This window comes from Streptomyces sp. NPDC093586 (assembly GCF_044764905.1).
Lineage (GTDB): Bacteria > Actinomycetota > Actinomycetes > Streptomycetales > Streptomycetaceae > Streptomyces.
Genome location: NZ_JBIWJA010000051.1, coordinates 1 through 13,993, shown reverse-complemented (window position 1 = coordinate 13,993; position 13,993 = coordinate 1). Strand labels below are relative to the sequence as shown.

Here is a 13,993-nt window from a genome sequence, read left to right as displayed (position 1 = left end):
GCGGGCCCCACCGGGACTCAGAGCCAGCCCCGGCGTTTGAACAGCCGGAACAGCAGCACCTCCAGGGCGGCCATCAGCGCGATCACCGCAGGGTAGGACCACACCCAGTGCAGCTCCGGCATGTGGTCGAAGTTCATGCCGTAGACCCCCGCGATCATCGTGGGGACCGCGGCCATGGCCGCCCACGCGGAGATCTTCCGCATGTCGTCGTTCTGGCGGACGCTCATCTGCGCCAGGTGTGCGGACAGGATGTCCGAGACCAGCCGGTCCAGACCCTCCACCGACTCGTTCACCCGCGTGAGGTGGTCGCTGACGTCCCGGAAGAACGGCCGTGCCTTGTCGTTCACGAACGGCACCCCGGCGCCGAACGACCCGGCCAGGCGGGCCAGCGGCGGTGCCAGCGGGCCCGTCGCGCGGCGGAACTCCAGGACCTGCCGCTTGAAGTTGTAGATGCGCGACGCCGTGTGCCGCGATCCGCCGCCGTCCGGCGAGAAGACCTCCGCCTCCAGCTCCTCCAGGTCGGTCCCCAGCTCGGTGGCCACGTCCAGATAGTGGTCGACCGTGGCGTCGGCGATCGCGTACAGCACCGAGGTGGGGCCCTTGCCGAGCAGTTCCGGCTCGTGCTCCAGACGCCGCCGCACGTCCTTCAACGGGGAGCCCTCGCCGTGCCGGACCACGACCACGAACGCGTCACCCAGGAAGATCATGAGCTCGCCGGTGGACACGGTGTCGCTCTCCGGCTCGTACACCACCGGTTTGAGGACGGCGAAGAGCGAGTCCTCGTACACCTCCAGCTTGGGCCGCTGGTGCGCCTTCAGGGCGTCCTCCACGGCCAGGGGATGGAGCCCGAACTCCTGGCTGACCAGGTCGAACTCCTCCTCCGTCGGTTCGTACAGCCCGATCCACACGAAGCCGCCCGCCTCCCGCGCCTCGCCGAGCGCGTCGGAGAAGTCCTCGGGCCCGTCCGTCCGGTGCCCGCCCCGGTAGATGGCACAGTCGACGATCACCGAACGCATTCTCCCTTCGCCCCGGCGCCCGAGCGCCGGGCTGTATGCCTACCCTGTCCGCATGCCCACGCTGATCCTGGTCAGGCACGGACGTTCCACCGCCAACACCGAAGGACTGCTCGCCGGCTGGACGCCCGGCGTCGCCCTCGACGAACGCGGGGCCGCACAGGCCGCCGCGCTGCCCGGGCGGCTCGCCGGCCTGCCGCTCGCCGAGGTCGTCGTCAGCCCGTTGCAGCGCTGTCAGGAGACGGTCCGGCCCCTGCTCGACGCCCGCCCCGGACTGCGGGCGCACACCGACGAACGGATCGGGGAGTGCCACTACGGCGACTGGTCCGGCCGCAAACTCGCCGAGCTCAAGGACGAGCCCCTGATGGAGGTCGTGCAGGCCCACCCCTCCGCGGCGGCGTTCCCCGGCGGCGAGTCGATGCGCGCCATGCAGACCCGCGCCGCCGAGGCGGTACGCGAGTGGAACGCGCGCGTGGAGCGCGACCACGGCGCCGACGCCGTGTACCTCATGTGTTCCCACGGCGACATCATCAAGTCCCTCGTCGCGGAGGCGCTCGGCCTCCACCTCGACCTCTTCCAGCGCATCTCCGTCGAACCCTGCTCCGTCACCGCGATCCGCTACACCCGGCTGCGGCCGTTCCTCGTCCGCCTCGGCGACACCGGTGACTTCGCCTCCCTGGCGCCGCGCGAGGAACCCGCGGAGGGCGACGCCCCCGTCGGTGGTGGTGCGGGCGCACCGTGATCGTCGGCCGCAGTAGGGTGAAGCGATCACAGCAGTGACCGCCCCCCGATTTCCGCTTCCCCCGACTTCCCATGGAGACAGGACGTGTCCCGTCAGGTGTTCCTCTACGACCGACCGGATCGTTTCGTGGCCGGCACGGTCGGGCTTCCCGGACGCCGTACGTTCTTCCTCCAGGCCGTCGCCGGCTCCCGGGTGACCAGCGTGGCCCTGGAGAAGACCCAGGTCGCCGCGCTCGCCGAACGCATGGACGAACTGCTCGACGAGGTCGTGCGGCGCAGCGGCGGCAGCACCGTCGTACCCGCCGTGGCCCCCACGGAGGCCGCCGACACGGCGCCGCTGGAGACCCCCGTCGAGGAGGAGTTCCGGGTCGGCACCATGGCGCTCGCCTGGGACGGCGAGGACCAGTGCATGGTCGTCGAGGCGCAGGCCCTCGTCGAGCTCGAGGCCGAGACCGAGGAGGACCTGGCCGAGGCCGAGGAACGGCTCCTCCAGGACGAGGAGAACGGCCCCCCGATGCTCCGGGTCCGCCTCTCCGGCGCGCAGGCCAGGGCCTTCGCCAAGCGCGCCCTCGACGTCGTCAACGCCGGGCGGCCGCCGTGCCCGCTGTGCAGCCTCCCGCTCGACCCGGAAGGACACGTATGTCCGCGCCAGAACGGATACCGCCGCGGAGCGTGACCACCGACGCGGCGACCGCCGAGCTGCTCGCCCGGGGCGAGCTGACCGTGCGCGGCCGCATCCGCGAGGCGTCCAACGCGGCGCTGTACTGCACGGTGGCGCACGAGGGACGCGAGGCGGCCTGCGTCTACAAACCCGTGGCGGGGGAGCGTCCCCTGTGGGACTTCCCGGACGGCACGCTCGCCCAGCGCGAGGTCGCCGCGTACGAGGTCTCCGAGGCGACCGGCTGGGGTCTCGTGCCGCCCACCGTGCTGCGCGACGGCCCGTACGGCGAGGGCATGGTCCAGCTGTGGATCGACGCCGTGCCGGAGTCGGAACTGCTCGCCCTGGTGGACGCCGAGGAGCCCGGCCCCGGCTGGAAGGCCGTGGCGTTCGCCGAGGTCGGCGAGGGCCGCACGGCGCTGCTCGTGCACGCCGACGACGAGCGGCTGCGCCGGCTCGCCGTCCTGGACGCCGTCGTCAACAACGCCGACCGCAAGGGCGGTCACCTGCTGCCCGCGGCGGGGGACCTGCTCTACGGCATCGACCACGGGGTGACCTTCCACGCCGAGAACAAGCTGCGGACGCTCCTGTGGGGCTGGGCGGGCGACCCGCTGACCGCGGAGGCCCTGGCGGTGCTCGACGCCCTCCGGGAGGCCCTGAAGGACGGCGCACCGCTGGCGGCCCGGCTCGGCGAACTGATCACCTCCGCCGAACTGGAGGCCACGCGCGCCCGTGTCGACGCCCTCCTGGCGTCCGGGAAGCACCCGGAACCGGGCGGGGAGTGGCCGGCCATCCCCTGGCCACCCGTGTAGGTGCCCGGCCTGCACAACGGCCGGTGACGCGCAAGAGCGCCTCACCGGCCATCCGGTCCGGTCCGGTTCGTGGACGGAACACCCGTCCGGTTAGGCTCATGACATGCATGCCTGGCCCGCTTCCGAGGTCCCCGCCCTGCCTGGTCAGGGCCGCGACCTGAGGATCCACGACACCGCGACCGGCGGCCCGGTCACCCTCGACCCCGGTCCCGTCGCCCGTATCTACGTCTGCGGCATCACCCCGTACGACGCCACCCACATGGGGCACGCGGCGACCTACAACGCGTTCGACCTCGTGCAGCGCGTGTGGCTCGACACCAAGCGGCAGGTCCACTACGTCCAGAACGTCACCGACGTCGACGACCCCCTCCTGGAGCGGGCCGAGCGGGACGGCGTCGACTGGACCGCCCTCGCCGAGAAGGAGACCGCCCTCTTCCGCGAGGACATGACCGCCCTGCGCATGCTCCCGCCGAAGCACTACATAGGCGCCGTGGAGGCCATACCCGGCATCGTCCCGCTCGTCGAGCGGCTGCGCGACGCCGGCGCCGCCTACGAGCTCGAGGGGGACATCTACTTCTCCGTCGAGTCCGACCCCCACTTCGGCGGCGTCTCCCACCTCGACACGGCCGCCATGCGGCTGCTGTCCGCCGAGCGGGGCGGCGACCCGGACCGGCCGGGCAAGAAGAACCCGCTCGACCCGATGCTGTGGATGGCGGCCCGCGAGGGCGAGCCCAGCTGGGACGGCGGCTCCCTCGGCCGCGGACGCCCCGGCTGGCACATCGAGTGCGTGGCCATCGCCCTGGACCACCTCGGCATGGGCTTCGACGTCCAGGGCGGCGGCTCCGACCTGGCCTTCCCGCACCACGAGATGGGCGCCTCGCACGCCCAGGTGCTCACCGGCGAGTTCCCCATGGCCAAGGCGTACGTCCACGCCGGCATGGTCGCTCTCGACGGCGAGAAGATGTCCAAGTCCAAGGGCAACCTGGTCTTCGTCTCCCAGCTGCGCCGCGACGGCGTCGACCCCGCCGCCATCCGGCTCACGCTGCTCGCCCACCACTACCGCTCCGACTGGGAGTGGACCGACCAGGTGCTGCGGGACGCCGTCGCCCGGCTGGAGCGGTGGCGCGCCGCCGTGTCCCGGCCCGACGGCCCGCCCGCCGAGGCGCTCGTCGAGGAGATCCGCGAGGCCCTCGCCGACGACCTGGACTCCCCGGCCGCGCTCGACGCCGTCGACCGCTGGGCCGCGCTCCAGGAGGAGACGGGCGGCACGGACACCGGCGCGCCCGGCGTCGTCTCCCGCGCGGTGGACGCGCTGCTGGGCATCGCTCTGTAGGACGCCGACAAGAGACAAGGGGGCTTCCGCGGCCAACCCCTGTGGAAGCCCCCGTTCATGTGGTGGGGTGTGGACGTCTGTTGACCGAACGGCCGGCCCGCGGGGCCGGCCCTCTGCGGAAGGACGCACAGTGCCACCCACCGATCGTTCCTTCGCACGACGAGGCTTCCTCGCCGGCACGGCCGCCCTGGGCGGAGCGGCGCTGCTCGGCGGCACCGCCCACGCGGCGGGGCAGGACTCCGCCCCGGCCGCGTGGCCCCGCAGGTTCCCGCTGCCCGACGGCTTCCAGCCCGAGGGCATCACCATCGGCAGGGCTCCGTTCGCCTATTTCGGTTCCATGGCGAACGGGGACATCTTCCGGGCGAGTCTGGCCACCGGCCGCGGCACGGTCGTGGCCAAGGGCCTCGGCGCCGGCCATGCCAGCGTGGGCCTGCGCATCGATCCGCGAGGCAGACTCTTCGTCAGCGGCGGCGACAGCGGGGAGATCCGCACGGTCGACGTCCGGACGGGCAGGACGGAGAAGGTGTACGCCACCGGCGGCACGTTCGTGAACGACGTGATCCTCACCCCGGGCGCCGCGTGGTTCACCGAATCCTTCCAGCCGGTGCTCTACCGGCTGGCCCTCGACCGGCACGGGCGGCCCGGTGCCGTGGAGACCGTCCCCCTGGGCGGTGACTGGGAGCAGGGCCCGGACTTCACCGCCAACGGCATCGAGCGCACCCCCGACGGCAGCGCGCTGCTCCTGGTCAACGCCTTCGCGAACGGCGGCGGCCTCATGCGGGTCGACCCGCGCACCGGGACCGCCCGCGCCGTCGACCTCGGCCCGGCCCGGCTCCCCAACGGCGACGGGCTCCTGCTGTGCGGCAGGATCCTCTACGCCGTCCAGCAGTGGCAGAACGCGATCGACGTGTTCCGGCTGAACTCGGCCGGTACCCGGGGCACCGCGATCGCCCGCATCACCGACCCGCGCTTCCGCATCCCGACGACGGTCGCGGCCTGGGGGAACCGGCTGTACCTGCCCAACGCGCGCTTCGACGTGGACCCGCCGCAGCCCGACACCGAGTACGACGCCGTGGCGGTGGACCGGGTCTGAGGTTCGGCGGGGGCGGGGCGTGCACGCCCCGCCCCCGTCACTCCTCTGTGGTCTCCTCGTCGTCCCCGCCCGCCTTCGGCGGCTTCGGCGGGCGGGTGCGGCCGCTCGGATTGTCCCGCAGGAACGGCGTCCCGGGCGTGCCGTCACCGCCGTCCGCCGTGGCGTGCCCGCCCGGTCCGGAGCCGCCGTCCCGGCGCCGCAGGTACCGCTCGAACTCGCGGGCGATCGCCTCGCCCGAGGCCTCCGGCAGCTCCGCGGTGTCCCGGGCCTCCTCCAGCGACTGGACGTACTCGGCCACCTCGCTGTCCTCCGCGGCCAGCTGGTCCACCCCGACCTGCCAGGCGCGCGCGTCCTCGGGCAGCTCGCCCAGCGGGATGCGCACGTCGATCAGGTCCTCCAGCCGGTTCAGCAGGGCCAGCGTGGCCTTCGGGTTCGGCGGCTGCGACACGTAGTGCGGCACCGCCGCCCACAGCGACACCGCCGGCACGCCCGCGTGCGTGCACGCCTCCTGGAGGACGCCGACGATGCCCGTGGGGCCCTCGTACTTGGTCTCCTCCAGGTCCATGCGGCGGGCCAGGTCGGCGTCCGACGTGGTCCCGCTGATCGGCACCGGACGGGTGTGCGGGGTGTCGCCCAGCAGGGCGCCCAGCACGACGACCAGCTCCACGCCCAGCTCATGGGCGAAGCCGAGCAGTTCGTTGCAGAACGAGCGCCAGCGCATGGACGGCTCGATGCCGCGGACGAGGACGAGATCGCGTGGCTTGTCCCCGCCGACGCGGACCACCGAGAGCCGGGTCGTCGGCCAGGTGATCTTGCGGACACCGCCGTCCATGAACACTGTGGGGCGGTTCACCTGGAAGTCGTAGTAGTCCTCGGCGTCCAGTGCCGCGAAGACCTCGCCCTTCCACTCCTTGTCCAGATGCGCGACCGCGGCCGAGGCGGCGTCACCGGCATCGTTCCAGCCCTCGAACGCGGCCACCATGACCGGGTCGATCAGCTCGGGAACCCCCTCGAGCTCGATCACCCAGCGCCTCCTTCCGACGTGCCCTCGCGTACCCCCCAACCTTACGGCGTGCCGAGGGACCGCCCGCAGCCCCCTTGCACGGGGGAGTGAACGGATCACTGCCCCGTGCACCGCCCCCGGACACCCCGGCCCTCACGCGGCCTCGGCATCGAACCACTCCTTGCCGTCGGCCCAGTGCCGCACCCAGCCGACGAAGCCGGACTCGGCGGTCGTACGACCGGACGCGGCACCGAAGGGCAGCGCACCCACGTCGGTGACCCGCCATATCCGGCCGCGGTGCGGCCCGGTGACGACGAGGTGCCCGTCCATGGCACAGCCGTCGGTGCCGAGCACGACCGAGCCGTGGTGGAGGACCCGGTCGATGACGGCGTCCCGGTCCTCCTCCGGCTCGTCGCTCTCCTCGTCCTCCTCCCGGAGCCAGGGTTCCGTCGGCGGGAACGGCTCGCTCAGGTCCCTGGCCGACGGGTCGCCGCCCCAGCCGGCGGGCAACTCGCCCGGCCCCAGGAGTCCATGGGCCGGCGGGCCCTGGCGGGAGCCGTCCGCGATCTGCGCGACGAAGGTGCGGTACGGCTCCGGCAGGACGATCCCGTGCTCCGCCTCGAAGGCGCGCACCGCCTCCGGACCGAGGGCCGGGGCCCTGCCGTCGTCGTCGACGAACGCGGCACGCAGTGCGGCGAGTTCGGCGGGGTCCACGCGGTCGTTGTTCATGCCCCATGGACACCAGCCGGCACCGACAACGCCCCACGGGGTGCGGAAGGGGCGCCTCCGTGCGGGGAGGCGCCCCTTCCGTCGCGCAGGGCCGTCCGGCCGTCGAGCCTTCCTCCGACGGCCCTACTTCTCGTCGAGCAGGTCCTGGACCTTCGCGCGGATCTCGTCCGTGGCCAGGCCGCGGATGGTCAGCGTCGTCCGGCGGCGCAGCACGTCGTCCTGCGTCTCGGCCCACTCGTGGTCACGGGCCCACACGACCTGCGCCCAGATCTCCGGGGCGTCGGGGTGGACGCGCTCGGCCAGCTCCGGGTTCTCGTTGGCGATGCGGGCGATGTCGAAGGCCAGCGAACCGTAGTGGGTGGCCAGGTGCCTGGCGGTGTCCGCCGCCATGCGCGGACCGGGCGCCGGGCCGTCCACCAGCAGCCGGTGGGCGACCGCGCGCGGGTTGGCGACGCCGGGCAGCGGCAGCTTCTTCGGCAGTGAGTTGACCGGCTCGAAGTCGTCACCGAGCGGGTGACCCGGCAGCGCCTCCAGCTTCTTCATCACCGTGCGGCCGATGTGACGGAAGGTGGTCCACTTGCCGCCCGCGACGGACAGCATGCCGCCCCGGCCCTCGGTGACGACCGTCTCGCGCTTGGCCTTCGCGGTGTCACCGGGACCGCCCGGCAGCACGCGCAGGCCCGCGAACGAGTATGTGATCAGGTCCCGGTCGAGCTGCTGGTCGCGGATGGAGAACGCGGCCTCGTCCAGGATCTGGGCTATGTCCTTGTCGTTGACCGCGACGTCCGCCGGGTCGCCCTCGTACTCCTCGTCCGTGGTGCCGAGCAGCAGCATGTCCTCCCAGGGGAGGGCGAAGGTGATCCGGTACTTGTCGATCGGGGTGGCGAGCGCGGCCTTCCAGGGCGCGGTGCGCTTGAGGACCAGGTGCGCGCCCTTGGAGAGGCGGATGGACGGCGCCGCGTCCGGGTCCTCCATCCGGCGCAGGTGGTCGACCCAGGGACCGGTGGCGTTGAGCACCAGACGCGCGTTCACGCCGAACTCGTCGCCGGAGAGCCGGTCCTTCAGCTCGGCGCCGGTCACCCGGCCCTTGGTGAAGCGCAGGCCGGTGACCTCGGCGTGGTTGAGGACCACCGCGCCCGAGTCGACCGCCGCGCGCACCGTCATCAGCGCCATGCGGGCGTCGTTCATCTGGTCGTCGCCGTACACGGCCACGGCCTTGAGGTTGTCGGTGCGCAGCTCCGGCACGTCCTGCGCGGCCTTGGCCGGGGAGAGCAGGTGGCCGACGCCGTCGCCGAAGGCGGACAGCGCCGAGTACGCGAAGACACCGGCGCCGAGCTTCGCCGCGCCGTGCGGCCCGCCCTTGTACACGGGGAGGTAGAAGGTGAGCGGGTTCGCCAGGTGGGGGGCCACCTGGCGGGAGACCGCACGGCGCTCGAAGTGGTTCTCCGCCACCAGCTTCACCGCGCCGGTCTGCAGGTAGCGCAGTCCGCCGTGGAGCAGCTTGGAGGACGCGGAGGAGGTGGCGCCGGCGAAGTCGCCGGCGTCGACCACGGCCACCCTGAGGCCGGACTGCGCGGCGTGCCAGGCGGTGGAGATGCCCAGGATGCCGCCGCCGATCACGAGAAGGTCGTACGACGCCTTGGAGAGCTGCTCCCGGGTCTCGGCCCGGCTCGGGTTCGAGCCGGAGGCCGGGTGCGTCCCCAGGGCAGGCACGGACTGCAGGGTGGACTGAGTGGTCATTGCGGTTCTTACTCCTCGTCCTCGAGCCAGCCCATGGTCCGCTCGACGGCCTTGAGCCAGCTCTTGTACTCACGGTCGCGGGTCTCCGCGTCCATGCGGGGGGTCCACTCGGCGGCCCGCCGCCAGTTGGCGCGCAGGTCGTCGGTGCTGTTCCAGAAGCCGACGGCGAGTCCGGCGGCGTAGGCGGCGCCGAGGCAGGTGGTCTCGGCGACCATCGGGCGCACCACGGGGGCGTCCACGAAGTCGGCGAGGGTCTGCATCAGCAGGTTGTTGGAGGTCATGCCGCCGTCGACCTTGAGGGCCGAGAGCTCGACGCCGGAGTCCTTCGTCATGGCGTCGGCGATCTCCCGGGTCTGCCAGGCCGTGGCCTCCAGGACGGCGCGCGCGAGGTGCGCCTTGGTGACGTACCGGGTCAGGCCGGCGATCACCCCGCGGGCGTCGGAGCGCCAGTACGGGGCGAACAGGCCGGAGAAGGCCGGCACGAAGTAGGCGCCGCCGTTGTCCTCGACCTGCATCGCCAGCGTCTCGATCTCGGCGGCGGTGGAGATCAGGCTCATCTGGTCGCGCATCCACTGCACCAGCGAACCGGTGACGGCGATCGAGCCCTCCAGGGCGTAGACCGTGTCCTGGTCGCCGATCTTGTAGCCGACCGTGGTCAGCAGGCCCGAGTACGAGTTGATGATCTTGTCGCCGGTGTTCATCACCATGAAGGTGCCGGTGCCGTACGTCGACTTCGTCTCGCCCTCGGAGAAGCAGGTCTGGCCGAACAGGGCCGCCTGCTGGTCGCCGAGCGCGGAGGCGACGGGGACGCCGCCGAGCAGGTCGCCGAGCCTGCCGCCCGTGATCTCGCCGTAGACCTCGGCGGAGGAGCGGATCTCGGGGAGCATCTGCATCGGCACACCGATGGACTCGCAGATGCGCGCGTCCCACTCCATGGTGTGCAGGTTCATCAGCAGGGTGCGGGAGGCGTTGGTGACGTCGGTGACGTGCTTGCCGCCGTTCACCCCGCCGGTCAGGTTCCAGATGACCCAGGTGTCCATGGTGCCGAAGAGCAGGTCGCCCGCCTCGGCGCGCTCGCGCAGGCCGTCGACGTTGTCGAGCAGCCAGCGGGCCTTGGGACCGGCGAAGTAGGAGGCGAGGGGGAGGCCGGTCTCGCGGCGGAAGCGGTCCTGGCCGACGTTGCGGCCGAGCTCGCGGCACAGGGCGTCGGTGCGGGTGTCCTGCCAGACGATGGCGTTGTGGACGGGCTCACCGGTGTTCCTGTCCCAGACCAGCGTCGTCTCGCGCTGGTTGGTGATGCCGATGGCCTTGATGTCGTCACGGGTGATGCCGGCCTTCCCGACCGCACCGGCGACGACCTCCTGGACGTTGGTCCAGATCTCCGTGGCGTTGTGCTCGACCCAGCCCGGCTTGGGGAAGATCTGCTCGTGCTCCTTCTGGTCGACGGCGACGATGCGCCCGTCGCGGTCGAAGACGATGCAGCGGGAGGAGGTGGTGCCCTGGTCGATGGCGGCGATGAAGGGGCCTGCGGTGTGGGCGTCGGTCACTGTGTGCTCCTGGTTTCCGTGGTGTGACGGCCGGTGCGTACGGCGCGTGTGCTGCGGCTCGGTGCTTGCCGAGCGGGGGACCGCTCAGGCGAACGCGACGTTGTAGACACCTCCGGCGATCGCTCCTCCGATCAGCGGACCGACGACCGGGATCCAGGCGTAGCCCCAGTCGGAGCCGCCCTTGTTGGGCAGGGGCAGCAGTGCGTGGACGATGCGCGGGCCGAGGTCGCGGACCGGGTTGATCGCGTAGCCCGTCGGACCGCCGAGGGACAGACCGATCGAGACGACCACGAATGCGGTGATCAGGGCGCCCAGGGTGCCGAGGCCGTTGCCCTCGTCGTTGAGGCCCTGGGTGAGGATGGCGAGCAGCAGGACGAAGGTGCCGATGATCTCCGTGGCGAGGTTCTGCACCACGTTGCGGATCTCGGGACCGGTCGAGAAGACGCCCAGCACCGGCCCGGCCCCGGTCTCCTGTGCCTCGACGGCCTTGGCCGTCGTGTCCTGCGCGCCCGGACCGCCGACGATCTCGCGGTCGGTGAGGTGGGCCTGGAACTGGCCGTAGTAGGCGACCCAGACCAGGACCGCGCCGATCATGGCGCCGAGAAGCTGGCCCGCGAGATAGGTCGGGACGTTGCTCCAGTCGCCGTCCTTGATCGCGATGCCGACCGTCACGGCCGGGTTGAGGTGCGCGCCCGACAGCGGGCCGGAGATGTACGCCGCCGTCATGACGGCGAAGCCCCAGCCGAAGGTGATGGCGAGCCAGCCGGCGTTGCGGGCCTTGGATGCCTTGAGCGTCACGGCGGCGCAGACACCGCCGCCGAGCAGGATGAGTATGGCGGTACCGATGGTCTCGCCGATGAAGATGTCGGAGCTGGACACCCGCGACTCCTTTGTCCTTCGTCCAGGGGAAGCCGAACCCCGGGTCCCTCCGGGTGTTCCGGCGCCCTCGGTGTGAGAGCGATGGCGGCCCTTGGCGTTGTCACACTCTAACGCGTATTGCCGGTAGGTGTTCGACAATGCCGACCGATGGACGGGAGTCTCGCTTCGGCGTCACGCGCGCGTCAAGAGCTCTGTTATCGAAAGCACGATCGTTATTGATCGCCGCGGGCTATCGGTCTCCGCGCGGAGGGTGCGCGGACCGCGGTGCCGAATGTCCGTTTCACGGTACGACGAGGGCCGGAACGCCACCCGGCGTCCCGGCCCCGCCCGCGTGTCCGCGCCTCAGAACCGCCCGGCGCCCAGGTCCCGCGACACCGCGCGGGCGCAGTCCCGCACCGCCGCGATCAGCTCCGGCCGCAGCTCGCCCTCCCGGCACAGCCGTTCCACGGCGCCGGTGATGCCGACCGCGCCGACCGGCATGCGGCGCCGGTCGTGGATGGGGGCGGCGATGGACGCGACGCCCTCCCAGGTCTCCTCCACGTCGGCCGCGTAGCCACGCGCGCGCGTGATGTCGAGGATGTGCTCGAAGCCGTCCGGCGCGCAGACGGTCCGGTCGGTGAACGCCTTGCGCTCGGACTCCAGTGCCTCGCTGTGCGCCACCGGGTCGTACGCCGACAGGACCTTGCCCAGGGCGGTGGAGTGCAGCGGCTGCATGGCCCCGATCTCCAGGACCTGCCGGCTGTCGTCGGGCCGGAAGACGTGGTGGACGATCAGCACGCCCTGCTGGTGAAGGACGCCTAGGTGGACGCTCTCGCCGCTGGACCGGGCGAGGTCGTCCGCCCACACCAGGGCGCGGGCCCGCAGCTCGTGCACGTCCAGGTAGGTCGTGCCCAGGCGCAGCAGCTCGGCGCCCAGCTGGTAGCGCCCCGAGGCCTCGTCCTGCTCCACGAAGCCCTCCTGCTGGAGGGTGCGCAGGATGCCGTGGGCGGTGCCCTTGGCCAGTCCCAGCGACGAGGCGATGTCCGACAGGCCGAGCCGCCGCTCGCCGCCCGCGAGCAGGCGCAGCATCGCGGCCGCCCGCTCGAGCGACTGGATGTTCCGTGCCATCGACGTACTGCCTCCGTCCCCTTCGACTGCCGACTTCGGCGTCGCTGACGTCGTTCGGCAATGCCGAACACTACCGGTCCATGCCGACCTCCCGCTAATGGTCGGCGGGCAACTGTCGCACCAGCACCGTGTTCCGCGGGGCTCCGGGGCCTCCGCTGCCCGCCCGCCCCCTGGCAGGGGGCGGCCGGCGGGGTTCGCCTCTTCGGGTGCCTGCGTCACCCCCGGGGCGGGGCATCCGGCCCTCCGTCCTCGTCCGTCTCGTGGACGCCCCGGTCACCGGTCACCGGTCCCGGCTACCCTGGCGGCGTGCGTTCTCTCCCGGACGTCCTCGACGGACGGCACCGGGAAGCGCAAAGCCGACAGCCGTCGCATTCTAGGGAGCCCCTTCATGGCCTCGTCGCCGTCCACCCCGTCCGCCGACACCCGGACCCGTGTGTCCGCCCTCCGTGAGGCGCTCGCCACCCGTGTGGTGGTCGCCGACGGGGCGATGGGCACCATGCTCCAGGCGCAGAACCCCACGCTCGACGACTTCCAGCAGCTGGAAGGGTGCAACGAGGTCCTGAACCTGACCCGTCCGGACATCGTGCGCTCGGTGCACGAGGCGTATTTCGCCGCCGGCGTCGACTGCGTGGAGACCAACACCTTCGGCGCGAACCACTCCGCTCTCGGCGAGTACGACATCCCCGAGCGCGTCCACGAGCTGTCCGAGGCGGGCGCCCGCATCGCCCGTGAGGTGGCCGACGCGTTCGCCGCCCGCGACGGCCGGCAGCGCTGGGTGCTGGGCTCCATGGGCCCCGGCACCAAGCTCCCCACCCTCGGCCACGCCCCGTACACCACCCTGCGCGACGCCTACCAGCGCAACGCCGAGGGCCTGGTCGCCGGCGGCGCCGACGCCCTCCTGGTGGAGACCACGCAGGACCTGCTGCAGACCAAGGCCTCCGTGCTCGGCGCCCGGCGCGCGCTGGACGCCCTGGGCCTCGACGTGCCCGTGATCGTGTCGGTGACCGTCGAGACGACCGGCACGATGCTGCTGGGCTCGGAGATCGGCGCGGCGCTGACCGCGCTGGAGCCGCTCGGCATCGACATGATCGGCCTGAACTGCGCCACCGGCCCGGCGGAGATGAGCGAGCACCTGCGCTATCTGGCCCGGCACTCCCGGATCCCGCTGTCCTGCATGCCGAACGCGGGCCTGCCCGTCCTGACCAAGGACGGTGCCCACTACCCGCTGAGCGCGCCCGAGCTGGCCGACGCGCAGGAGACGTTCGTCCGCGAGTACGGGCTGTCCCTGGTGGGCGGCTGCTGCGGTACCACGCCCGAGCACCTGCGGCAGGTCGTGGA

At 72.2% G+C, this 13,993-nt stretch carries 13 protein-coding genes; 6 read left to right on the top strand and 7 right to left on the bottom strand.

Features of this window, described 5'->3' with window-relative positions; all coding sequences use genetic code 11:
- Nucleotides 1–17: 17 nt before the first annotated feature.
- Complete coding sequence (gene corA / locus ACIRFH_RS33155) at nt 18–1,007, bottom strand: magnesium/cobalt transporter CorA (RefSeq protein WP_403529155.1); 990 nt, start codon at nt 1,005–1,007, stop codon at nt 18–20.
- 61 nt (nt 1,008–1,068) lie between these two features.
- Here corA and ACIRFH_RS33150 point away from each other — a divergent pair, with 61 nt between their 5' ends.
- From ACIRFH_RS33150 to ACIRFH_RS33130, 5 genes are all read left to right on the top strand, one after another.
- Complete coding sequence (locus tag ACIRFH_RS33150; protein WP_403529153.1) at nt 1,069–1,755, top strand: histidine phosphatase family protein; 687 nt, start codon at nt 1,069–1,071, stop codon at nt 1,753–1,755.
- Nucleotides 1,756–1,839: 84 nt separating this feature from the next.
- Nucleotides 1,840–2,430, top strand: a complete 591-nt coding sequence (locus ACIRFH_RS33145) for a DUF3090 domain-containing protein (RefSeq protein WP_403529150.1) — start codon at nt 1,840–1,842, stop codon at nt 2,428–2,430.
- Complete coding sequence (locus tag ACIRFH_RS33140; RefSeq protein ID WP_403529148.1) at nt 2,394–3,224, top strand: SCO1664 family protein; 831 nt, start codon at nt 2,394–2,396, stop codon at nt 3,222–3,224. Before ACIRFH_RS33145 ends, ACIRFH_RS33140 begins: the two co-directional genes overlap by 37 nt.
- 103 nt (nt 3,225–3,327) lie before the next feature.
- Nucleotides 3,328–4,557, top strand: a complete 1,230-nt coding sequence (mshC, locus tag ACIRFH_RS33135) for a cysteine--1-D-myo-inosityl 2-amino-2-deoxy-alpha-D-glucopyranoside ligase (protein ID WP_403529145.1) — start codon at nt 3,328–3,330, stop codon at nt 4,555–4,557.
- Between the two features lie 130 nt (nt 4,558–4,687).
- Complete coding sequence (locus tag ACIRFH_RS33130) at nt 4,688–5,650, top strand: superoxide dismutase (protein ID WP_403529143.1); 963 nt, start codon at nt 4,688–4,690, stop codon at nt 5,648–5,650.
- Nucleotides 5,651–5,687: 37 nt separating this feature from the next.
- Here the strand turns inward: ACIRFH_RS33130 and ACIRFH_RS33125 are convergent, their stop codons facing one another.
- The 6 genes from ACIRFH_RS33125 to ACIRFH_RS33100 form a co-directional block, all read right to left on the bottom strand.
- Complete coding sequence (locus tag ACIRFH_RS33125) at nt 5,688–6,674, bottom strand: PAC2 family protein (RefSeq protein ID WP_403529140.1); 987 nt, start codon at nt 6,672–6,674, stop codon at nt 5,688–5,690.
- 132 nt (nt 6,675–6,806) lie between these two features.
- The gene (locus ACIRFH_RS33120) at nt 6,807–7,382 is read right to left on the bottom strand and encodes an SMI1/KNR4 family protein (RefSeq protein ID WP_403529137.1); all 576 of its coding nucleotides are present in this window, start codon (nt 7,380–7,382) and stop codon (nt 6,807–6,809) included.
- A 123-nt stretch (nt 7,383–7,505) separates the two neighbouring features.
- Complete coding sequence (locus ACIRFH_RS33115; RefSeq protein WP_403529134.1) at nt 7,506–9,122, bottom strand: FAD-dependent oxidoreductase; 1,617 nt, start codon at nt 9,120–9,122, stop codon at nt 7,506–7,508.
- An 8-nt stretch (nt 9,123–9,130) separates the two neighbouring features.
- On the bottom strand, nt 9,131–10,669 hold the full coding sequence (gene glpK, locus ACIRFH_RS33110) for a glycerol kinase GlpK (protein WP_403529131.1): 1,539 nt from the start codon (nt 10,667–10,669) through the stop codon (nt 9,131–9,133).
- An 84-nt stretch (nt 10,670–10,753) separates the two neighbouring features.
- A complete protein-coding gene (locus tag ACIRFH_RS33105; protein ID WP_403529128.1) occupies nt 10,754–11,548 on the bottom strand; it encodes an MIP/aquaporin family protein in 795 nt (264 codons plus the stop codon).
- A 342-nt stretch (nt 11,549–11,890) separates the two neighbouring features.
- Nucleotides 11,891–12,655: an IclR family transcriptional regulator gene (locus tag ACIRFH_RS33100; RefSeq protein WP_403529125.1), complete on the bottom strand. Its 765-nt coding sequence runs from the start codon at nt 12,653–12,655 to the stop codon at nt 11,891–11,893.
- Nucleotides 12,656–13,043: 388 nt separating this feature from the next.
- Between ACIRFH_RS33100 and ACIRFH_RS33095 the strand changes: the two genes are divergently transcribed.
- On the top strand, nt 13,044–13,993 hold a 950-nt coding region (locus ACIRFH_RS33095), incomplete at its 3' end, for a homocysteine S-methyltransferase family protein (protein WP_403529122.1).